Origin of the sequence: Helicobacter acinonychis (assembly GCF_900461455.1) — a bacterium.
Classification (GTDB): domain Bacteria; phylum Campylobacterota; class Campylobacteria; order Campylobacterales; family Helicobacteraceae; genus Helicobacter; species Helicobacter acinonychis.
In genome coordinates this window covers 720,296-742,707 of the sequence record NZ_UGIA01000001.1, presented here as the reverse complement: position 1 = coordinate 742,707, position 22,412 = coordinate 720,296, and the positions used below count along the sequence as shown (strand labels likewise).

The 22,412-nt window shown below is 37.0% G+C and carries 14 protein-coding genes and 4 pseudogenes; 12 read left to right on the top strand and 6 right to left on the bottom strand.

All coding sequences use genetic code 11. The features are described 5' to 3' along the window. Positions 1-14 precede the first annotated feature (14 nt). Entirely contained in the window at positions 15-605 is a 591-nt protein-coding gene (locus DYI00_RS03480; RefSeq protein WP_104709279.1) for a uracil-DNA glycosylase family protein, read from the top strand. Here DYI00_RS03480 and DYI00_RS03475 read toward each other — a convergent pair. The 6 genes from DYI00_RS03475 to DYI00_RS03450 form a co-directional block, all read right to left on the bottom strand. Then, a complete protein-coding gene (locus tag DYI00_RS03475; protein ID WP_115365290.1) occupies positions 592-2,022 on the bottom strand; it encodes a glycosyltransferase family 10 domain-containing protein in 1,431 nt (476 codons plus the stop codon). The two genes, DYI00_RS03480 and DYI00_RS03475, sit on opposite strands and share 14 nt — an antisense overlap. Positions 2,023-2,202: 180 nt before the next feature. After that, positions 2,203-2,826 carry a phosphoserine phosphatase SerB gene (serB, locus tag DYI00_RS03470; RefSeq protein WP_104709353.1) on the bottom strand — a complete coding sequence of 208 codons (624 nt, stop codon included), beginning with the start codon at positions 2,824-2,826 and terminating at the stop codon, positions 2,203-2,205. Between the two features lie 15 nt (positions 2,827-2,841). Next, positions 2,842-3,345 (bottom strand): ferritin, encoded by a 504-nt coding sequence (locus DYI00_RS03465; RefSeq protein ID WP_011577426.1) that lies wholly within the window; start codon positions 3,343-3,345, stop codon positions 2,842-2,844. Positions 3,346-3,706: 361 nt separating this feature from the next. Further along, positions 3,707-3,985: an Asp-tRNA(Asn)/Glu-tRNA(Gln) amidotransferase subunit GatC gene (gene gatC, locus DYI00_RS03460; RefSeq protein ID WP_011577934.1), complete on the bottom strand. Its 279-nt coding sequence runs from the start codon at positions 3,983-3,985 to the stop codon at positions 3,707-3,709. A 14-nt stretch (positions 3,986-3,999) separates the two neighbouring features. Beyond that, positions 4,000-5,478 (bottom strand): 2,3-bisphosphoglycerate-independent phosphoglycerate mutase, encoded by a 1,479-nt coding sequence (gpmI, locus tag DYI00_RS03455; protein WP_011577933.1) that lies wholly within the window; start codon positions 5,476-5,478, stop codon positions 4,000-4,002. Between the two features lie 10 nt (positions 5,479-5,488). Continuing rightward, complete coding sequence (locus DYI00_RS03450; protein WP_104687561.1) at positions 5,489-6,529, bottom strand: hypothetical protein; 1,041 nt, start codon at positions 6,527-6,529, stop codon at positions 5,489-5,491. A 114-nt stretch (positions 6,530-6,643) separates the two neighbouring features. Between DYI00_RS03450 and glyS the strand changes: the two genes are divergently transcribed. The 11 genes and pseudogenes from glyS to glyQ all read left to right on the top strand — a co-directional run bounded on the left by glyS (position 6,644) and on the right by glyQ (position 22,412). After that, positions 6,644-8,761 carry a glycine--tRNA ligase subunit beta gene (gene glyS, locus DYI00_RS03445; protein ID WP_104687771.1) on the top strand — a complete coding sequence of 706 codons (2,118 nt, stop codon included), beginning with the start codon at positions 6,644-6,646 and terminating at the stop codon, positions 8,759-8,761. Then, positions 8,733-10,058 carry a TolC family protein gene (locus DYI00_RS03440; protein ID WP_172460801.1) on the top strand — a complete coding sequence of 442 codons (1,326 nt, stop codon included), beginning with the start codon at positions 8,733-8,735 and terminating at the stop codon, positions 10,056-10,058. Before glyS ends, DYI00_RS03440 begins: the two co-directional genes overlap by 29 nt. Beyond that, positions 10,055-11,119 carry an efflux RND transporter periplasmic adaptor subunit gene (locus tag DYI00_RS03435; RefSeq protein ID WP_104709325.1) on the top strand — a complete coding sequence of 355 codons (1,065 nt, stop codon included), beginning with the start codon at positions 10,055-10,057 and terminating at the stop codon, positions 11,117-11,119. Before DYI00_RS03440 ends, DYI00_RS03435 begins: the two co-directional genes overlap by 4 nt. Then, positions 11,119-14,178: an efflux RND transporter permease subunit gene (locus DYI00_RS03430; protein ID WP_172460800.1), complete on the top strand. Its 3,060-nt coding sequence runs from the start codon at positions 11,119-11,121 to the stop codon at positions 14,176-14,178. Before DYI00_RS03435 ends, DYI00_RS03430 begins: the two co-directional genes overlap by 1 nt. Before the next feature lie 16 nt (positions 14,179-14,194). Continuing rightward, on the top strand, positions 14,195-14,476 hold the full coding sequence (locus DYI00_RS03425) for a DUF3240 family protein (protein WP_011577927.1): 282 nt from the start codon (positions 14,195-14,197) through the stop codon (positions 14,474-14,476). A 68-nt stretch (positions 14,477-14,544) separates the two neighbouring features. Further along, positions 14,545-14,831: pseudogene (locus tag DYI00_RS03420) on the top strand (virulence factor). Between the two features lie 228 nt (positions 14,832-15,059). After that, positions 15,060-16,399: pseudogene (locus tag DYI00_RS08420) on the top strand (hypothetical protein). A gap of 2 nt (positions 16,400-16,401) precedes the next feature. Then, positions 16,402-18,732, top strand: a pseudogene (locus DYI00_RS03410) (dynamin family protein). After that, positions 18,729-20,358, top strand: a pseudogene (locus DYI00_RS03405) (dynamin family protein). Before DYI00_RS03410 ends, DYI00_RS03405 begins: the two co-directional pseudogenes overlap by 4 nt. A 208-nt stretch (positions 20,359-20,566) precedes the next feature. Continuing rightward, entirely contained in the window at positions 20,567-21,505 is a 939-nt protein-coding gene (locus DYI00_RS03395; RefSeq protein ID WP_011577911.1) for an NAD(P)H-dependent glycerol-3-phosphate dehydrogenase, read from the top strand. Positions 21,506-21,515: 10 nt separating this feature from the next. Further along, entirely contained in the window at positions 21,516-22,412 is an 897-nt protein-coding gene (glyQ, locus tag DYI00_RS03390; RefSeq protein ID WP_011577910.1) for a glycine--tRNA ligase subunit alpha, read from the top strand.

Sequence of the window (22,412 nt, the reverse complement as noted above, 5' to 3'; positions counted from 1 at the left end):
TACGCTCCCTTTATATGGAGCGTCTTTTAGGTGAAACTTACACTAACATCAATCTTACAAAACCCCAAAACAAGCCCCTTAACAAACAAGTCCATGAGGGCATAGAAAATTGCAATTTGTGCAAACGCTACCAACATTCAAAACCGGTAGTTGGGCTTTTAAACGCTCAATCTAAGATCGCTTTTATCACGCTCACCCCCATGCTGGATAGTCAATTAAATTTTTTAAACAATTTAAAAGCGCTCATGCTAGAGAGCATTATCCAAAAAGTGTTTGGCTATTCTTTAAAAGATTGTGCTATTTTATCGCTCCTTAAATGCGACTCTAACAGCCTCAATCTAGAAGAAGAAATCAACGCATGCCTGCCCCATTTAACCTGGCAATTAGACAACAGCACCTCAAAAATCATTATCATATTTGGCGAGATTTTGCTCAAACGCCTTTTAAACCTTTCTAAAGAAGAATCCTTTGGGCGCATCGTGTCTTTAAAAACAAAAAACTTTTTAAGCACCTATGCTTTAGAAGACATGCTCAAAAACACCACGCTCAAAAAAGAAGCGCTCACGCATTTTAAAATAGCACTCCAATTTCTTAATCGGTTTTAAAAATACGCCCTATTTTTTCAACCAACCTTCTTGCCGCGCGCAGTAAGGGTAAGGTTTTTTGGTAAGTTTTGTGATAGATTTTAAAAGAGGTGGTTTGAGACAATTCCAATAAAGGTAAGGCGCTCTTGAAGAGATGGTCATAATCATTCTTCAAACCATCATAATCATTCTTCAAACCATCATAATCATTCTTCAAACCATCATAATCATTCTTCAAACCATCATAATCATTCTTCAAACCATCATAATCATTCTTCAAACCATCATAATCATTCTTCAAACCATCATAATCATTCTTTAGCCGCAATAAATCCGCTCTCAAATTATCAATTGACACTAATGGCTCATGCAAATCACGATAAAGAGTGGAAGGGTTATTGTGGTAAATCGTGTCATTTTCTAAAATCGCTTTAAAAAAATCCAAGATTTTTTTAAAACTCAAATCTTGGTAAAAACAAGCTTTCCCATCAACCGCATTTAAAGGGTTTTCATAAAGCATCTCTAAATAAGCGTTTTCGTGGGTGTGCAAGTATCTTACATAATCAATCGCTTCATCAAAATCTTTAAAATCATGCACATTCACAAAACTTTTAGGGTTAAAGTCTTGCGCCACGCTAGGACTCCCCCAATAAATAGGGATAGTGTGGCTAAAATAAGCGTCAATGATTTTTTCAGTCACATAGCCATAGCCTTGAGCGTTTTCAAAACAGAGATTAAACTTGTGTTGGCTTAAAAACTCGCTCTTGTTTGTGACATTATAGCCTAGAGTGTTTTTCACTGCTCCTCCCCCAGTAACTGGCTCAACAGAATTTAAAGCCTCACAGAAAGCGTTCCTTATAGGGGCGTTAGCGTTACTCGCTACAAAACTTGCAAACCCTCTTTTAAAAGGGTCACTCTCGCCTTTCACTACAGAGCATAAATGAGGGTGGTATTCTTTAAAACGATGGGTAGGCTTTTTTAAAGCATAAAGGCTATCAGATTTAAGAGTGTAGGGTGCAGTGGTGTCATTCACGCTTTGAGCCTTATCATGCAAACGGGCATAATACAAAGGCATCCTTAAATAACGCTCTTTAAAATCCAATCCATCAAAGCCTATGGCGTAATCAAAGAGGTTGAAATTGGGCGCTTCATTTTCGCCGGTGTAAAACACTCGTTTAGTGTTTTGATACGATAGGATTTTTCTAGCTTGTCCAAGGGGGTTGCTAAAAACTAGGTCTGCAGGCTTTTTAGGGTTTCGGTGGTAAGTGATTTCGTAATATTGGCTTAAAATAAAATGCAAGATGAAACGCCTAAACCCTTTGGTTTCTTTTTTGTCTGAAGGCCACCAATTCGCTATGGCTATATTTAAGGGGGGCTTGTGGTCTAATGCATCCGAATAAGCGCTGTCTGTATAAGCGTCTAGTAGGGGTTGGAACATTTGTATGCTTGTGTATCCTTGTATTATAAAAGCTTTATTTTAATGAAATATGGCTTAAAACAACTTTATCTTTAATTTTTAAAAACAAATTGTGGTTATTTGATTTTAAATTTTTTTTAAGAAACTATCGCTTGACTGAAATCAAGCCCTTTACTATTGTAAAAAATGCTTTTAACCTTTTCAAATCAAAGGCTTGATTAGCGCTAAATCAGGCTCATTGATGCAATGCGTGGCGTGTTGTTTTAAGATTTCTTTAGCGTTGAAAGCGATTTTTATGCGGGCATGTTGGAACATGCTCAAGTCATTCGCCCCATCGCCCACGACTAAAGTGCGATCTTTACTGATATTTAGTAAGCGTTGTAAAGCGAGCAACATTCCGCCTTTAGAGTGCGAAAACATCATATGCCCAGTTACTGAGCCGTTTAAGGCGTCATTTTCCACGATGAGCGTGTTGCTAAAAGCCGCATCTAAATTTAATAAATCCCTATAATAATTCGTCGCTAGATCAAAACCCCCACTAAAGCAAACCACTTTGTAGTTTTTCTCTTTTAAAGCGCTAATGAGCTCAAGCGCCCCTTCAGATAAAGGCAGACTTTCACAAACTTCTTTGGCCAGTTTTAAAGGCATGTTTTTGAGTTTGGAGACCCTTAAAATAAGACTCTTGTGAAAATCTGTCTCGCCATTCATGGCTTTCAAAGTGATTGTATTCACTTCATCAAAAACCCCCCACGCCCTCGCTAAAGACTCAATCGTCTCAGCATTGATAAGCGTGGAGTCAAAATCAAAAACGGCTAGTTTTTGCACCCAATGACCCTAAAATTAAGATTTCCTGCCTTTAGCGATCCCTTTGATATACTGATCAGCCAAATACAAGCCGTGGTTTTCATTACCAATCAACTCAATTTTATCCAAAATATCCTTGAAAAGCACTTCTTCGTCATGCTGTTCAGCCACATACCATTGCAAGAAATTGAAAGTCGCATAATCGTTGCTTTTTAAAGCGTGATCCACGATGTTAGCGATAGACTTGCTGATGTCTTGCTCATGCTTGTAAGCTTTTTGGAAAATTTGAGTCAAGCTTTCAAACTTATGCTCAGGCGCGCTGATGCTGTTGAAATGTGCAGGCACATTGTTTTCGTTCAAGAAGACAATAAGCTTTTTAGCATGCTCGTATTCTTCAGCCGCATGGTCAAACAAGAAAAGCCCTGCACCATCTAAGCTATGGGTATAGCACCAAGAACTCATGCTCATATACAAGTTAGAAGAGTTCATTTCTTTATTAACTTGTTCGTTCAATAATTTAATGGTATCGTGTGATAACATAAAATCTCCTTTGTGTTGAATTAAATTTGTCTCATAATTATAGCATAAATGATAATAAAAAAGTAAACGAGTGCATGAAAATTTTCAAAATTCAGTAAAAATGAGAAAAATACAAGCCAATGGCTCAATAAGGCTTGGATTTTATCACAAAATGTAATCACAAAATGTATATGATTAAGAATTAGTTTTAACTAAAAAAGGAGGTTTGAATTTTAATTTTTCGCAAGCTTTTTATTGTTGATTATAAAAAATGCCTTTGAGCGTTTTTTAGATTTTATGATTAACGCTCAATGAGAGCAAAGCCAAAATCTTTATTTTTTCCAATAGATTTTAAAATCAAGTTTTTAACTTGATACTAAACCTATTCAATAATTTTAGGCACTACGAAGTAATGACCTTGGCTGTGTTTGTTCTGACTTAAAATATCTTTGGCTGTGTTTTGGTTGTTTGGCTCATCTTCTCTTAAAGGGGTGCATAGCTCTGTATCTGCTATCATCTCATTAGTCTCTAAAGTGAAAATATTTTCCACAAAGCCTAAAACCTCTGCCAAATGGCCTTTAACACTCTCTTTATGTTCGTCTTTAATTTCTAACATGCTCAATTTTTCCAAGCGTTGCAATAATTTATCATCAATTTGCATTGTTTTCCTTTAGTTTAAAATAAGGGTTCGTCCATCGTTGCTGGGGCTTTGATGCCCATGAGTTTCAACACGCTGCTAGCGATGTTATTTAAGGCTCCGTTTTTAATGGATTTTATTCCATTCCCTAAAACAAAGCAATACACGCTTCCGGCGGTGTGGTTGGTTAAGGGGTTTTGGTTTTCATCTTTCATGTGTTCGCAATTCCCATGATCGCTTGTTAAAAGCATGGCGTAATTTAATTCTTTAGCTAATGAAAGGATTTCCCCTAAACTCGTATCCACCGCTTCCACCGCTTTAACGCTCGCTTCAAAATTCCCCGTATGCCCCACCATATCGCCATTAGCAAAATTCACAATGATCAAATCTGTGCCTAAACGCATTTGCTCTAACACCGCAAGGGTGACTTCTTTAGCGCTCATTTCAGGCTTTAAATCATAAGTAGTGACTTTTGGACTTTGGATAAGCACTCTGTTTTCATTTTTAAAGGGGGTTTCCACTCCACCATTAATAAAAAAGGTAACATGCGCGTATTTTTCAGTCTCAGCGATATGGCTTTGGGTTAAGTTGCACTCAGAAACCACTTCAGCGAGCGTGTTTTGAATGCTTTCTTTAGGGAATAAAATAGGGTAGGGGAAGTTTTTATCATAAGGCGTCATGGTAGCGATATGAAGTTTTTTAAAAACTTGGCGTTTGAATCCATTAAATTCCTTTTGACCTAAAGCGCTCGTTATTTCCCTAGCCCTATCATTCCTAAAATTGATAAAAATAAAGCTTTCATCATCTTGCATGCCGCAATAATTTTTAAAACAAGTAGGCATGATAAATTCATCGGTAATATTTTTATCGTATTGGCTTTGAATATACTCGCTAGGGCTTAAAGGCGTGGGGTCAGTAAGCCCCATTAGGCTATTATACGCAAGCTTTATCCTTTCAAAGCGGTTGTCCCTATCCATCGCATAAAAACGACCGCTCATCGTAGCGATTTGAATGCTTTCATTGCAGATGTTTTGCATTATTTCTAAATAAGTTAAAGCGCTTTTAGGGGCGACATCACGCCCGTCGGTGATTAAATGCAAATAGACTTTTTTATGGAATTTTTCACACTCTAAAGCCAGAGCGATAAAATGCTCAATGTGTGAATGCACGCCTCCATCGCTCATTAAACCCATAAGATGCACCACAGAGCTTTTTTGGATCGCACTTAAAAAAGCGGTGTTGTTTTTTAATCCATCGTTTTGAAGGCTTAAAGAAATTTTGACTAAATCTTGATACAGCACCCTACCAGCCCCAATGCACATATGCCCCACTTCAGAATTCCCCATTTGCCCTTTAGGTAAGCCCACGCTCAAGCCATGCGTATCAATCAGGCTGTAAGGCAAGGTTTTAAACATCAAGTCATAAGTGGGTTTTTTGGCATGGAAGAAAGCGTTATAATCGCTATCTTTACGATACCCAATGCCATCAGTGATAATTAGAAGAGTTTTTTGCGCCATTTTTTAACTTTTAAAGCTCTTGCAAGATGGTGATGCGGTTAGCTAAAATCGCATTCCTTTGCCCTGGAGAGCAATTTTTGCACACTTCTTTATTTTTGGAATTTTTGGAAGCGGTTTTGGTGTTAGTTTTAGCGTTGCTTTTAGTATTGGTTTTTTGAGAGCGTTGGTTGGTTTTAGCTGATTTTTTGGGATTTTTAGGTTTGGTGTTTTCAAAATTAGCACTACTAGCTTGAGCTAAATACAAAGACTTATGCTCTATTTTTTTGGTTGCTTGGTTGTTTGTTAATTTGGTTGCCTCTTTTATCTCTTGAGTTTTTTGCGTTGTGTTTTCCATTTTGGCTAAAGTTTGGGGCATAGAATTGCCAACAGGGTCCAAATCCAAATTGCTGTTTGCACTCGTGTGCAAGGCTTCTTCATTGTTAGAATAAGAATCAAAGATTTTAGATTCTTTCAAACGCCTGATTTTATCTTGTATGTCTTCGTAATATTTTTCAGCTTCAGCGTTAGATTTTTCATTCCTTTCCCAGCGACTGCCCTTGTTGTAAGATTTAATCATGTTTTTTAAATTGTCGTGGTAGCGCGTTTTCCAATACATTAACTCTTTGAGGGCCACTTCAGAAGCGAAGGCATCGTTTTTGATGAGCAATTCCCCCATCACATTGCGTAAAAAGGGGCTGTTATTATGCCCATAGCTTTTTAAAACGCTAGGGATATACGCATGATAGACGCCCACACTCGGATCGGAAAAATTGATTTTATAAGTCCCTGCACATGATTCTTTCCACGCAATGCTTGCCATTTCATAGCCTAAATTTTCTTTAGAGCCGAACTGGTAGGCGGATTTTAAAACTTCTTTTTGCTTGGCGTTAAAGTCTTTAATGCTATCGCAATTAGTCATCATCACATCAGCAACAGGCGATTTGGACTTATTTTTAGCCCCTTTAGCGGAGCTTTCTCCTGCGGCTAAATTTATGCTTAAAAACACGCTTAAGGTTGTGCCTAGCAACAAGGCTTTAAAAGGGGTGTGAGTGAGTGGGGTTAAATGTTTCAAAACGCCTACCTTTTGTATTGAGAAATAAATTAAAATAAGAACAAAATCAAGTATAATTCTAACACAATTTAGCTGACTTAAAGAGTGATTTTGTTTTTAGGGAGAATTGAGGTTTTGCATTTAGATGAATTATTAGTAGAAATTTTGACTGAAGAATTGCCCGCACAAGCGTTATTGAATGAATATAAAGAGATGCCTAAAAAACTCCACGCTCTGTTTCAAAAACATGCCATAGAGATGCAAAATGAAGTGCAAAATATAGAGATTTTTTACACCCCTAGGCGTTTGTGTGTGTTTGTTAAAGATTTCCCCCTTTTAACTAAAGAAACCAAAGAAGAATTTTTTGGCCCTCCTGTTGAAATTGCATGCAACCATAAAGACAAAGCACAAGGGCTGAATGCATTAGGTTTAGGGTTTTATCAAAAATTAGGATTAAAAGATCACCAACATTTCCAAACCGCTTTTAAAAACAATAAAGAAGTGCTTTATCACGCTAAAATCAACCCTAAACAGCCCACAAAAAACTTAATCATGCCCATTGTTCTAGAGTTTTTAGAAAGTTTGAATTTTGGAAAATCCATGCGTTGGGGTAGCGTGGAAAAAAGCTTTATCAGACCCATTCATAATATTTGCGTGTTATTTAATGGGGAAAATTTTAATAATATTAAAATCAAAGGGTATGGTTTTAAAACCAAGCAAGCCACAAAAACGCACCGACAAGAGGGTTTTGATTTTATTGGAGTGGACAGCCCTAAAGAATATTTTGAAGTTTTAGAAAAAAACCATGTCATTTTAGACCCTAAAAAGCGCGAAGCGAAAATCTTACAAGAAATCAAAGAGCTAGAAAAAAAGCATCAAATTATTGTAGAGGTGGATAGGGATTTATTAGATGAGATCGTAGCGATCACTGAATACCCCACTGTGCTTTTGGGGGAGTTTGACAAGGCGTTTTTAAAATTACCCAGTGAAATTATCACCACTTCCATGAAAGAAAACCAGCGCTATTTTGCAACTTTCAATCAAGAGAGCCAAGAAGAAAGTCAAAAATTGCACAACGGCTTTATCGTGGTGAGTAACGCTATCAATAAAGACAAGCAAAAAATCATTGCAGGCAACCAAAAGGTTTTGAAAGCCCGCTTGAGCGATGCGGTTTTCTTTTATGAAAACGATCTTAAAAAGCCCTTAGACAACACCCCTTTAGAGAGCGTGGTTTTTGTGCAAGGTTTAGGGACTTTAAAGGACAAAATGGAGCGAGAACTAGTCATCGCTCAATATTTGACGCAAAAATACGCTCCATCATTGAATATGCCTTTAGAAAAAGCCCTTGAATTGATTGGTCGGGCTATCAAAATCGCTAAAGCGGATTTGCTCAGTGAAGTGGTGTATGAATTTACAGAGCTTCAAGGGATCATGGGCTATTACTACGCTTTGAAACAAAATGAAAACGAATTAGTCGCTTTGAGTTTGAAAGAGCAGTATTTGCCCACAAGCGAAAACGCCCCCTTGCCCTCTAGCGTTTTTAGTGCGATCGTTGCTTTGAGCTTGAAATTAGACAGCTTGTTTTCTCTTTTTAGTGTGGGTAAGATCCCTAGCGGTTCTAAAGATCCTTTTGCTTTAAGGCGCTTGAGTTTTGGGCTATTGAAAATCATCGTGCATTATGGATTAAAATTTGATTTAAAAATGGATTTAAAAAATCTCTTTGAAAAAGTGGGCGTTTATCAAAGCTTTGATTTAGAAGTTTTAGAGAAGTTTTTACTAGAGCGCTTTAATAACTTGATAGATTGTAACCCCTCTATTATAAGAAGCGTGTTAAACACTAACGAGCGAGATATAGTTGCAATCATTCAAAAAGTCAAAGCCCTAAAACGCTTTTTAGACGACCCTAAAAACGCCCAAAAAAAAGACTTGCTTTTTAGCGTTTTCAAACGCTTGGCCAATATCAATAAAGATCAAAACCCTAACCAAACAAGCGAATTTTCTACCAATCTTTTTAAAGAGCCGCAAGAGCATGCCCTTTTTAAGGCGTTCAACGCAATCACAACAAGCGCTTTTGAGAGTTTGGATAGCAAAATAGAGGCTTATTTTAGTTTGCATGCACCTTTGGAAGAATATTTTAAAAGCGTGTTAGTGATGGATAAAGATTTAGAAATCCAAAAAAATCGTAAAAATTTCTTATGGAATGTGTATCAAAGTTTCTTAGAAATTGGGGATGTTAAAGAAATTGCGATTTAAGGTTTTCAAACGCCATCAAACAATGAGGCGTTTTTGTTTGAGAGTCGCTTTTTTGATAAGCATGTGCAGTGGGAGTACAATTAGTGCTAAAACCTTTACTTTGCAAGAGTTTTTTAAAGAAGTAGAAACCAATTCTATGGAATTGATCGGTAAAAAAGCCGATTTTAAAAGCCGTTTGAATGAGCAACGATCCGTGAATGCGTGGGATTTCCCTTATATCTCAAGCGAAATCTCTATGGTGAAAAACTTTCAAGGCATTGTAGAAGCGCAACCTAGAACCGTTTTGATGGTAAGACCCAAGCTCCCATGGGTGAGCTCGCTTTTATCCAAAAGCCTTTCTATTAAGACCATTCAATACGACAAAAGCTATCAATTGAGTAAAAACCTCGCTTTTATTGGCGCTAAACGCCTTTATTTGACTTATGTGATGACTAAAGAAAAGTATCAAGTGTATGTGCAACGAGAGGCGAACTTTTATTCGCAGCTCAAAATCGCTAAAGAAAAGGTTAAAGCCGGCAGCATGAGTGAAAAAGATTATATTAATTTCAATAATTCTTATTTAGAATCCAAACTCGCTAAAACCAATGTGGAAACCAAGCTTATAGATTTAGAAAAGATGCTAGACACGATGCTTGCAATTGTGGAGCCGGTTAAAGAGGGGGCACATTTTGACACTTATTTGAACCATTTGCATGATGTTAAGGTGATTGGTTTGGATTTCCAATATGTGCATTTAGAACCTGAATCTTTAAACTTCAAATTGGATCGATCGTTGTATGTGGATATTTTGGATTTGAGCGCTAAAGATTATCAAGTGAATGCGAAATTAGCGACTAGGGGCGTGTTTAATGAATTTGAGTTTGGGCTTGGCGCTGAAAGCTATAACTCTTCAACCAATCTTTCTATGGAATTGCGTATCCCTTTGCCGGTCACGCCTAAAAATATCTATCAAAAGCGCAAATTCTTGGACTTGCAAAGTGGTGCACTCGCACAAAATGAAGTGATGAAGCGAAACATACGAATTAACGCCAAATCTTATTTAAACCAACTTAAAAATAAAGAAGAATACATCAAGATCCAAAAAGAAGCCATTGAAAACAAAAAGCGTTTGATGGAAATGGGGCGCATTGCTTATGAAGCCCAAAAAATAGGGCTTTTTGAATATTTGATTTATCAAAATTCTTACATGGACGCCCTCATCACTTTGGCTGAAGCTAAGATTGAATACATTAATATTAGTGCGCTTTTAGAAGAGACTTTAGGGGAGAGTTTGACAAAATTAGGAGAATTGCATTGAAGCATGCGTTATTGTGGCTCATTTTAATGAGTGTTTTTTTAAAAGCCAAAGAGTATTCAGAAATTGTGTTAGAAGAAAAAAACTTGCAACCCATGGGCTTAAAAGTTGTCAGCTTGGATAAGGGGATTTTTAGCAAAGGGCTTCCTTTTAACGCTTATATTGACTTTGACAGCAAAAGTTCTGTGGTGCAGAGCTTGAGCTTTGATGCGTCTGTGGTTGCGGTTTATAAAAGAGAGGGCGAGCAGGTGAAAATGGGGGATGCGATTTGCGAAGTGAGCTCTATTAATTTGAGCAATTTGTATTTTGAATTGCAAAACAATCAAAATAAATTAAAGATCGCTAAAGATATTACTAAAAAAGATTTAGAGCTTTATAAAGCTGGCGTGATCCCTAAAAGGGAGTATCAAAATAGCTTTTTAGCTAGCCAGGAAATGGGCTTGAAAGTGGAGCAATTAGAGAGCGCGTTTAAAAGCTTTGGCGTGGATCCCAAAAACCCTAAAGGGCAGTATGGTTTTAGGATTGTGGCTAGCGATAGCGGTCTTTTAGCGCTAGCGCCTAAAAATGTGGGCGAAAAGATTTTGGCTTTCAATAGTTATGTGCGCATTTCAAAAAGCGATGATTTGATCGCTCAAATCAAATTGCCTGTGGATATTTCTAAAACCATTAAAAAAGATTCGCTGGTGTATAATGAAGAGGGATCAGAGATTGGCAAGATCCAAAGCGTTTCGGTGGTGTTAGACAAAAGCTCTAACACGATTTTAGCCACCGCTCTATTAGATGAGGGCAATTACCATGTGGGAGAAATGGTGGAAATATATATCCAAGGCTCACAGCCTAAAGACTCTATTTTGATCCCTTCAAACGCTTTGATAAGGAATGGGAAAGATTATTTGGTGTTTGTTAGGACGCCTAAAGGTTTTAGACCTGTGGTGGTTCAAGTTTTAGAAGAGAGGAATAAGATTTTTATCGTGAGCGCTAAAAATTTGCACTCCAATGACAGCGTGGCAGTGGGATCTTTGATAGGGTTAAAAGGCATGATTAATAGTTTAGGGGAAGAGTGATGCTAGCCTCTATTATTGAATTTTCCTTACGCCAGAGGGTGATCGTGATTGTTTGCGCGATCCTTATTTTATTTTTTGGGACTTATAGTTTTATCAACACGCCCATAGACGCTTTCCCAGATATTTCGCCCACTCAAGTTAAAATCATTTTAAAACTTCCGGGCTCTAGCCCTGAAGAAATGGAAAACAATATCGTGCGCCCTTTAGAATTGGAGCTTTTAGGCTTGAAAGGGCAAAAATCTTTAAGAAGCGTTTCAAAGTATTCGGTTTCAGATATTACGATAGATTTTGATGACAGCGTGGATATTTATTTAGCGAGAAATATTGTCAATGAGCACTTGAGCAGTGTGATGAAAGATTTGCCTGTGGGGGTTGAAGGGGGCATGGCGCCTATTGTTACGCCGTTGTCAGACATGTTTATGTTCACCATTGATGGCAATATCACCGAAATAGAAAAACGCCAGCTTTTGGATTTTACTATCCGTCCGCAGTTAAGAATGATTAGCGGTGTGGCGGATGTCAATTCTATTGGAGGCTTTAGCAGGGCGTTTGTGGTGGTGCCAGATTTTGACGACATGGCAAGGCTTGGGATAAGCATTTCTGATTTAGAAGAAGCTTTAAGAGTGAATTTAAGAAACAGCGGAGCTGGGCGCGTGGATAGGGATGGCGAAACCTTTTTAGTCAAAATCCAAACCGCCTCTTTGAGTTTAGAAGATATTGGCAAAATCACCATTTCCACTAATTTAGGGCATTTGCACATTAAGGATTTTGCAAAAGTCATCAGCCAGTCTCGCACCCGTTTAGGGTTTGTCACTAAAGATGGAGTGGGTGAGACCACAGAGGGCTTGGTGCTTTCATTAAAAGAAGCTAACACGAAAGAAATCATCGCTCAAGTGTATCAAAAACTAGAAGAAATAAAACCCCTTTTACCGAATGGCGTGTCCATCAATGTTTTTTATGATCGTTCAGAATTCACGCAAAAAGCCATTGCGACCGTTTCTAAAACGCTTATTGAAGCCGTTATTTTGATTATTATCACGCTTTTTTTGTTTTTAGGGAATTTGAGGGCGAGCGTGGCTGTGGGGGTGATCTTGCCTTTGAGTTTATCGGTGGCGTTTATTTTTATCAAGATTAGCGATTTGACTTTAAACTTGATGAGTTTGGGGGGGTTGATCATTGCCATAGGCATGCTTATTGACTCAGCCGTGGTGGTGGTAGAAAACGCTTTTGAAAAATTGAGTGCCAACACTAAAACCACTAAACTCCATGCGATCTATCGTTCATGCAAAGAAATCGCCGTTTCAGTGGTGAGTGGGGTGGTGATTATTATTGTGTTTTTTGTGCCGATTTTAACCTTACAGGGTTTAGAGGGTAAGATGTTTAAGCCTTTAGCGCAAAGCATTGTGTATGCGCTTTTAGGCACTTTAGTTTTATCTATTACCATCATTCCTGTGGTAAGCTCTCTTGTCTTAAAAGTCACGCCCCATAGCGAAACCTTTTTAACGAGATTCTTAAATAAAATTTACGCCCCTTTATTGGAATTTTTTGTATATAACCCTAAAAAAGTGATTTTAGGGGCGTTTGTCTTTTTGATCGCTAGTCTTTCTTTATTCCCTTTTGTGGGGAAGACTTTCATGCCCGCTTTAGATGAGGGCGAAGTGGTCTTGAGCGTAGAAACCACCCCCTCTATCTCTTTAGATCAATCTAGGGATCTCATGTTAAACATTGAAAGCGCGATTAAAAAGCATGTCAAAGAAGTTAAGAGCATTGTCGCGCGTACAGGGAGCGATGAATTGGGGCTAGATTTAGGGGGGTTGAATCAAACCGATACCTTTATTTCTTTCATTCCTAAAAAAGAATGGAGCGTTAAAACCAAAGACGAATTGTTGGATAAAATTTTAGATTCTTTAAAGGACTTTAAGGGGATTAACTTTTCTTTCACCCAACCCATTGAAATGAGGATTTCTGAAATGCTTACAGGGGTTAGGGGGGATTTAGCGGTTAAGATTTTTGGAGATGATATTAGCGAATTGAACGAATTGAGTTTTCAAATCGTGCAAGCTTTAAAGGGGATTAAAGGCTCTAGTGAAGTTTTAACCACGCTCAATGAGGGCGTGAATTATTTGTATGTCACCCCCAATAAAGAAGCGATGGCGAATGTGGGGATTAGTAGCGATGAATTTTCCAAGTTTTTGAAATCCGCTTTAGAGGGTTTGATCGTGGATGTGATCCCCACAGGGATTTCACGCACCCCAGTGATGATCCGTCAAGAGAGCGATTTTGCAAGTTCTATCACTAAACTTAAAAGCTTGGTCTTGACTTCCAAATACGGCGTTGCAGTGCCTATCACTTCTATCGCTAAAATTGAAGAAGTGGATGGGCCTGTTTCTATCGTGCGCGAAAATTCAAGGCGCATGAGTGTGGTGCGCAGTAATGTTGTGGGGCGCGATTTAAACTCTTTTGTAGAAGAGGCTAAAAAAGTGATCAGCCACAATATCAAACTCCCCCCAAACTACTATATCACTTATGGGGGGCAGTTTGAAAACCAGCAACGGGCCAATAAAAGGCTTTCTACCGTTATCCCTTTAAGCATATTAGCGATTTTTTTCATTCTTTTTTTCACTTTTAAAAGCATTCCTTTAGCCTTGCTTATTCTTTTGAATATCCCTTTTGCGGTTACCGGAGGCCTTATTGCATTGTTTGTGGTAGGGGAGTATATTTCAGTGCCAGCGAGCGTGGGATTTATCGCTCTTTTTGGGATTGCGGTTTTAAATGGCGTGGTGATGATAGGTTATTTTAAAGAGCTTCTCTTGCAAGGAAAAAGCATAGAAGAATGTGTTTTATTAGGTGCTAAAAGGCGTTTGAGACCGGTTTTAATGACCGCTTGCATTGCAGGTTTGGGTTTGATACCATTATTATTCACCCATAGCGTGGGATCAGAGATTCAAAAACCTTTAGCGATAGTGGTGCTTGGGGGATTAGTCACTTCAAGCGCTCTAACCTTACTCTTACTACCGCCAATGTTCATGCTCATTGCTAAAAAGATTAAAATCGTGTGAGTTAAAAGGGATTAAAATGTTAGCTTTAGAAATTTATATTGATATTTGCCTGAAAGACGCTTTAATAGATTATTTATTTGAAAAAGGCTTTGATGATTTTTTTTATGTGGAATGCTATAAATACGCCGCTTCTTCGTTGCTTTTAAGCCAAAAAGAGCAGGTGAGCGGTCGTAAGGACTACGCTAAATTCAAGCTTTTTTTAAGCGATGAAACCGCTTTATCTTTAGCCCAAGCTTTAAAAAACCAATTCGCTTCTAAAGAAATAAAATTGTTTTGTTCTCAAACGCATGAGTTGTAATGCATGGGTTAATCAAACGAAATTCTAAGTAAAAATATGCTATAACACAAACAAATAAATGAGATAAGATATATGCTGTAACTTTTGATCTTGACGCAAATTGCTTGAATGAAAACGGAATGAATCTGTCAAAAGTTTATTCTGATATTCGTAAATTCATGGAACAACACGCTTTAAATGGCAACAAGGTGGCATGTGTTTTGGCGATGAGACAATCAACGCTGTTACTTGTGTCGCTACGGTGCAAATTTTAGCTAAGCAAATACCATGTTTTGCAAATTGTGTTAAAGATGTCAGAATGTTAAAAGTAGAAGAAAACAACGATTTAATGCCAGCTATTAAAATCGTTCTGTAAGCATGGCTTACTTGCGAGTTTTGACAAGCAAGAAGAGGATTCTTACACTATTTGACGCAATCAAAAAATAATTCATTCAATATTAAATCTAATCCGTAAAAATCAAGTCTAATACAAGCCATTAAATGGTGTTAGAAGCTTGTAATGGTTTTTATTCTTAAAAATTCGCCTTTTTTTAGGGATTTTTGCGTTTTTATTTAAATTTTAGTCATTAGAAAGGATTGATTGATGTTTTTACGAGCACAGACAAGTTTTGTAAAGTTTTTAGAACAGGTTTTAGAAGTTTTAAAAGAAGTAGAGATCAATAAACAAGAATGTTTTACTCTTTAGAGAGCGTTCAAAAACAACATCCTGTGATACCTATTGTGGGGAATTTAGTGCAGGCACAAGCTCGCTGTTAAACCGCTTTTTAGATAGGAGCATTTTGCTTACCGGTATCACGCTAGAGACTTCTTTAGCCGCTGAGTTGTACTATACGCGAATGAATATATAGAAGCTTTTTTAACTAATAATGAAAAAGCAGAAAGTTTTGAATTGAGTGAGCAAAGTTTTTAGACAATATTTGAAGAGCAAATCCAAGATCACCTTGATTTGACAATGCGCTTCATTTGTTCCAATAAAGACAATAACACCCTTTTAGAGGTTGCGGATAAAATAGACGCTGAAAGGCTTTTTAGCGATTTGTATTTGAAACGATTGAAATTTTTAAACGCCCAATTACAAAATAGCTTAAAAAGCGTGATTGAAAGCTTTGACTGCTCTAAAGAAAAGGCGTTAGAAGAAATCAAAGCTTTGGATTTAAGAATTAAAGACATTGAAAAAACCTATGAAAAATTAAGGGCTAATTTAGAAGAAGAATATTTTAGCGTGGCTGTAGGGGCTGTTATCAAGGAAGTGATAGAAGATGTTAGGGAGCAAAAGCCTTATTTAGCCACTTCAACCAACAAGCCTAACGAACTCAATAGCGAAATAGGAAGCGTCATGCAACAAAGCTTGATCAAAAACGATAAATTAGAGATTGAAAAAATCAATCTTTCCTTTTCAAAAGATTTTCATGTTGAATTTGCTAGATTGCAAAAACTAGACAACACGCAACTTTCTAACAAATTGTCTGTGAGTTTAGAGCATGCAATTGAATTGGGGACAACACTTTAAGTTTATTTTTATCCAAGAACCTTGCTACAAGACCGTTTGCACTGATTTTAAAAGGGTTAAAACCTCTTTTAAAAGATTTATTGACATTCTTGCCTAATATCATTTCTTCATTCTTTAAATAATGAGGAAAAAGAGCGAGAAAAATTAGAGTGCTTGATTGAAAAAAAGTGATACTAGAGGTTGAAAATAGTCTTAAAGAAGTTTTACCAAGCTTGTTTAATGAATGCTTGGAAAAAGCTCTCAAAACTTTAAAATATTAATGCGAATTAGAAATCATGCATAAAAAAGAAGAAATCGTGCTCGCTCAAAAAGAAAAAGAAAAACACCTAAACGATCTAGAAGATCAAAAACAAATCTTAAACAATAAGATCAACGCTTTAAGCGATCTAGAACAACAATATTTAAAGGATTGATGATGAACGAACAAGAACTTATCAAAAAAGCACCTTAATTGAAAAAGTCATCAAAGAGCAAGGTTTGAAAGAAAGAGCAGAGCCTTTTATAAGCGAACTGACTGTGAATAAAACAGAAGTTTTAGAGCAAACTCTAAAAGATATGCGGTCTAAAAATAGGGATCTTAAAGTCGGCATTATCGGGCGTGTGAAAGTGGGTAAAAGCTCGCTGTTAAATGCTTTGATTTTTGAGGGTAAAGAAGTCTTACCCAAAGCGACAACGCCCATGACTGTCAGTCTTACCATTTTAAAATACGTTGAAACTTTAAGCACTCAGGTAGAGCTTTACAATGAAAATGATATTGCAGAGCTTAAAAACGACTATGAAAGGTATGAAAGAGAGTTTAAAAGAATTGTTGATGAAAAAATGAACAAGATTAGAGAAAAGCAAAATCCTTTAAATAGGGTTAAAGCATGGGCTAAAATTCTATACATAAAGACAAAAAAGAAGCACTAAAAGAGAGAATTTAAGCGAAGAATAAATGTTAGCAAGTGTCAAAAGAATCGCTAAAAATGAATTAAAAAAGAATGACAAGCTCGTCTCATCGCATGATCAATACGAAAGAATGAAAAAAGTGGGGTCAATCTTAAAAGTATAGACACGCGCATTCAAGCCAATAGTTTAGGAGAGCTTAATCAAAAAATGCATCAATTCGTAGGCGCGAATGGGAGGTATATGCCCTACACTAAAGCGGTGCAAATTTTTTCAAATAACCCTAACCTCAAAAATTTAGAAGTGATTGACACCCTGGGCATGAATGATCCGATCGTTTTAAGAGAGGAGCGCACCAAAGCTTTATTGAAAGATTGCGATGTAGTGTTTGTGGTAAGCCCTTCTTCTCAGTTTTTAAGCGAAAGCGATATGGATTTGTTTGACAGGGTTTCTAATAAAGAAGGCATTCAAGAGATTTATTTTGTGGCAAGCTGTGGCAAGCTAGATAGATAGCGTTTTTTGTAACGATAGTGTAGTGCAAAATTCTAAACACCATCTCCCTACAGCTTTAGCAAATGTGCAAAAATCCCTTTCATCTCATTTGAATGAAACCATGAAAGCACTAAAACAAGAATACCCTAATCAAGAAAAGATTTTTGAAAATGCGATCAACGATGGCGTCATTGTAACTTCAGGGATTTGCTTTAGCATGCACAAAGATTTTAAAAATCAAGATTCTTGGGAAAAAGAAAAAGAAGAATACCAACTTGCGTTTAGAAATTTAAAAGGTGATTACCCTAACGCTTTTAATAGTAATAGCGAGTCTGAAGAAAGCCTACTATTTTTAAGCAATATGGACACGATTAAAGAGCGTTTAGAAAACGCTACCAAAGAAAAAGAAAGAATCATTTCTCAAAAATTGCAAGAATTTGTAGAGAAAAAAGCAAACGGTCTTCATTCATTAATAACGAAGCTATTAGAAGACATAGAAGAAGAAAAAACAAAATTCAAAGCACTGATAGTGGCAAGATCTGTAAGCAGATAGAGACTTATGAAAAACTCTCTGACAGGATTGAGGTGAATTTTAGAGACATATATGAAGATTTTATCGTTGAATTTATCAACAGTATTAAAGATGGCTTGAATGAGGCGTTAAAGGGATTTATCAAAGAGGCTAAAAAGGATAATAAAAACCAAGAAGGTGAAGAGAGCGAATATGAATTCAAAAAAGTTAAACAAGATTACTTGTGGGGAGGTGTTAAAAGATTTTTGGCTATGTGTTTAACGATAAGTGGTGTTATGATGAAAAGGATCCCATAAAAAAACAACAACCATTAAAGCCGGAGCGGTGGTTGATTACTTAACAGAGATGCATGATAATTGCCAAAAGGCTTTAAACGACAGCGTTGGATCTTTAAAAATTGGTTTTAAAGAAAAACTCTACGATAAAGTCTTTTCTCAATTGTGCGAGATTGTCCCTAATAAGGAAAAGATTGATGAGGTAGCTTTTAAAAAAAAGCGTGCATGCTGTCTTGGATCGCATTGAATTTAAAGAGTTTGATTGCACCGACAAAATCCCTAGCGAGATCAAAGAGAAAATGGGTAATTTAAAAGGCGATGAAGCCAATCAGTTTATAAAAAGCGTGGAAAATCATGTGAGGGGTTTTGAAGAAACAACTAAAAGCGATGTGAAAGACTATATCGCAGTTTTAAAAAAGAATTTAGAAAAACAAAATTTCGCCGATGGGACCTTTCAAAGCTTAAAGAAAGCATTCAAAAACTGCAAAATCAAGTGGAAAACAAAGAACAATCAATCGCTCAATTAGAAACACAAATTAAAGCTTTAAAGGAGATTCAATGAGTGTTGATTTTTTAAACGACAATGATAGGGACAAAAACCATCACAATCTAGGGAGATCAGAAGAGCGCTACGATTTAATCGCTCGTATTTTAAACGCCAAAATAAAAAATCAAGGGCTAATTAAATACCAACAAATCTTAAAACACGAGTTTTTAGAGTTCGCTAATGAAGTAAATTCGCTTAAAGAAGAGGTCATGGCGTTACTCATGCTCCAAGAGATTGAAAAAGAATTGCAATTAGTGGCGAGCTTCCCTAGTTTGTTTCAAAAAAATATGATTGCGGTAGGGGGAGAGTTTAGTGCGAGCAAATCCACTTTTTTAAATAATTTGTTAAAATTGAATTTAAAACTCTCCGAAAGTATCAACTCTACTACAGCTATCCCTACTTATTGCTTAAAGGGTGAAAAACAAGTTTTGATGGGGCGTTCTCAAAATGGGGGCATGGTGGAATTACCCAATCTCCCTTTATAATCATGAGTTTTTAAAAGACTTTAACCTTAAAGAGATCATGCCTTTCATGCTTTTAAGCGCTCCCAGCATGCCCTTTGAATTTCTATGCCTTATAGACACCCCTAGCTATAACTCCCCTAATCAAGGCTATACTGCTGAGGACAAACAAGCCTCTAAAGAATACTTAACTCACGCTAAACACATCCTATGGCTCATTAGGTGCGAGGATGGGGGCATTCAAGGTGATGATTTAGGCTATTTGCAAGAATTATACGACGAAGAAGGCAAGAAAGTTTTTATCGTATTGAGTATGGTTGATGATATACGCGAAAAAAGCCAATTAGAAAAAATCGCTACTAGAACTAAAGAAAAATTAGAAGATAAGGGCATTGAGTTTTTGGGGATTTGCACTCACAGCTCTACAAGGTATCAAGAATATAAAGAGTTTAGTGAAAAAGCCCCATTTTTGATTCGCTTGAAGAATTTTTGCATTCTTTAAATAAAAGGAGTGAAAAACAAAAGGAAATTTTAAAATATTTATATAGAGTGTATTCTCATGTATGAAGACGCTATTAAACAAGATGCTAGAAAGTTTAAACACTACCAAAAAACTTTGAAGTCTATCAGATTGGATTTAATGCAAAAAGGTCTTGATGATTTCAATGATAAAATCTTTAATAAAATTGAAACGCTCAAAGATAAATTTTCTCAACAAGAACAATCCAAAAAAGAAAATTTAGAGCGACTAGACCTAGTGATTAATCTGTTTAAAGAAAGCATTGATGTAGTCTTTAATAGCGTGAGCTCTTTTACTTTGAAAAAATACAAAGAAGAAAACAATAAAGGAGAGAACGATGAATAAAATTACAAAGAGTTTGAAGAAATCAAAGAAATGATATTATTCTTCAGAGATTTTCAAAAGTTTTCTATGCAGTGCAACTATAACCTAAGCAGAAAAGAAATCCGAGACAATTTAGAAAGAATAGCTCGCCATGATGTCATGCTCCAACTAGACTATTCACTAGAAAATTTTTATGAATTTAAGAGATTTAAAAAAGTTAATGGGAAAGATTATCAAAACCTCTTAAACGATAAAAAGCTTCAAAACAAGTTGCAAAGATGGAGGAAGTCAAAAAACACACCAAACTACAAAGAGTTTGAATCGGAGATATTTTAGGAGAAAATTATGAAGAGTTTGGATGGAGTAAGGAAGAGAAAGTAAATATTACTTCTTATTATTAGTAAAAAAGTAGAAAAGATTGCGTTAAGTAGCAATTAATTAAGAATTTAAAAATTAAAAAATTTTTTAAACCACCCTTTTTAATCAAAAATAGACTTATTATTGTAAAATGACAAGTTATACAATCAATTAAATTAGGAATTTAATGGAAATTTCAGTGTTTGGTGGCGGAGCGTGGGGGAGGGCTTTAGCCTTTGCTTTTGGAGAAAAGAATGAAGTTAAAATCATTTCAAGGCGGGATTTAAACGAGCCGTTAAAAAAGCTCAATGACGCCTTGATCTCTAAAGGCTCTGCTCCTATAGAGCAAGTAGATTTAGAAACAGGCTTAAAAGCATCCCTATATGTCGTAGCCATTAGCGTGCAGCATTTAAGAGAATGGTTTCAAAACGCTTCTTTACCCAAAAACGCTAAAGTTTTAATCGCCTCTAAAGGGATAGAAGTTTTAAACAAGGCGTTTGTGAGCGAGATCGCAAAGGATTTTATTGAGCCTAACCATTTGTGTTTTTTAGCCGGTCCGAGTTTTGCGGCTGAAATCATTCAAGGCCTGCCTTGCGCGCTAGTCATCCATTCTAATAACCAGGCTTTAGCGCTAGAATTTGCCAATAAAACCCCCTCTTTTATCAGAGCTTACGCCCAACAAGATATTATAGGAGGTGAAATCGCTGGAGCGTATAAAAATGTGATAGCCATTGCTGGGGGGGTTTGTGATGGCTTGAAACTAGGCAATAGCGCTAAAGCGAGTTTGTTGTCTCGTGGTTTAGTGGAAATGCAACGCTTTGGGGCGTTCTTTGGGGGGAAAACAGAGACTTTTTTAGGTTTGTCTGGGGCTGGGGATTTGTTTTTAACCGCTAATTCTATTTTATCTAGGAATTATCGTGTGGGTTTGGGACTAGCCCAAAACAAGCCTTTAGAGGTGGTGTTAGAAGAATTAGGCGAAGTGGCTGAAGGGGTGAAAACGACGAACGCCATTGTAGAAATCGCTAAAAAATACGGCATTTATACGCCCATTGCGAGCGAATTAGCCTTGCTTTTAAAGGGTAAAAGTGTGCTAGAGAGCATGAACGATTTGATTAGACGCGCTTAAAGGAGAGAGCATGCAAGATTTTTCAAGTTTATTATTAAAATTACAAGAATATTGGAAGAATCAAGGGTGTTTGGTGATCCAGCCTTATGATATCCCTGCAGGTGCGGGGACATTCCACCCGGCTACGCTTTTAAGGAGTTTGGATAAAAAGCCTTGGAATGTGGCGTATGTTGCACCCTCTAGAAGGCCTACTGATGGGCGTTATGGGGAAAACCCTAACCGCTTGGGGAGTTATTACCAATTCCAAGTGGTCATCAAGCCAAGCCCCTCTAATATCCAAGAATTGTATTTAAAGAGTTTAGAGGTGTTAGGGATAAACCTTAATGAGCATGATATACGATTTGTAGAAGACAATTGGGAGAGTCCCACTTTAGGGGCATGGGGGCTTGGTTGGGAAGTGTGGCTTGATGGCATGGAGGTAACGCAATTCACTTATTTCCAACAAGTGGGTGGCATTTCTTGTAACCCTATCCCTGTAGAAATCACTTACGGATTAGAAAGATTGGCGATGTATGTCCAAAAGGTGGAAAATATTTTAGAGATTGAATGGGCTAAAAAGGATAATGAGAGCGTGCGTTATGCACAAGTGCATTTAGAGAGCGAATATGAATTTAGCAAGTATCATTTTGAAGTAGCGAGCGTCAAAAGGCTATTAGAAATGTTTAAAAACGCTCAAACAGAAGCCTTGCATTGCTTGGAAAACAAGCTCCCTCTACCGGCTTATGATTGGGTGGTGTTATGCTCGCATTTTTTCAATATTTTAGACGCTAGAAAGGCGATTTCTGTGGCTGAAAGGCAAAATTATATCTTACAAATTAGGGATTTGGCTAAAGGGTGTGCAATTCTTTATAAAGGGCAAGAAGAAGAAAGAGAAGAGCGCTTGAAAAACGCTCTCTCAAAGGCTTAA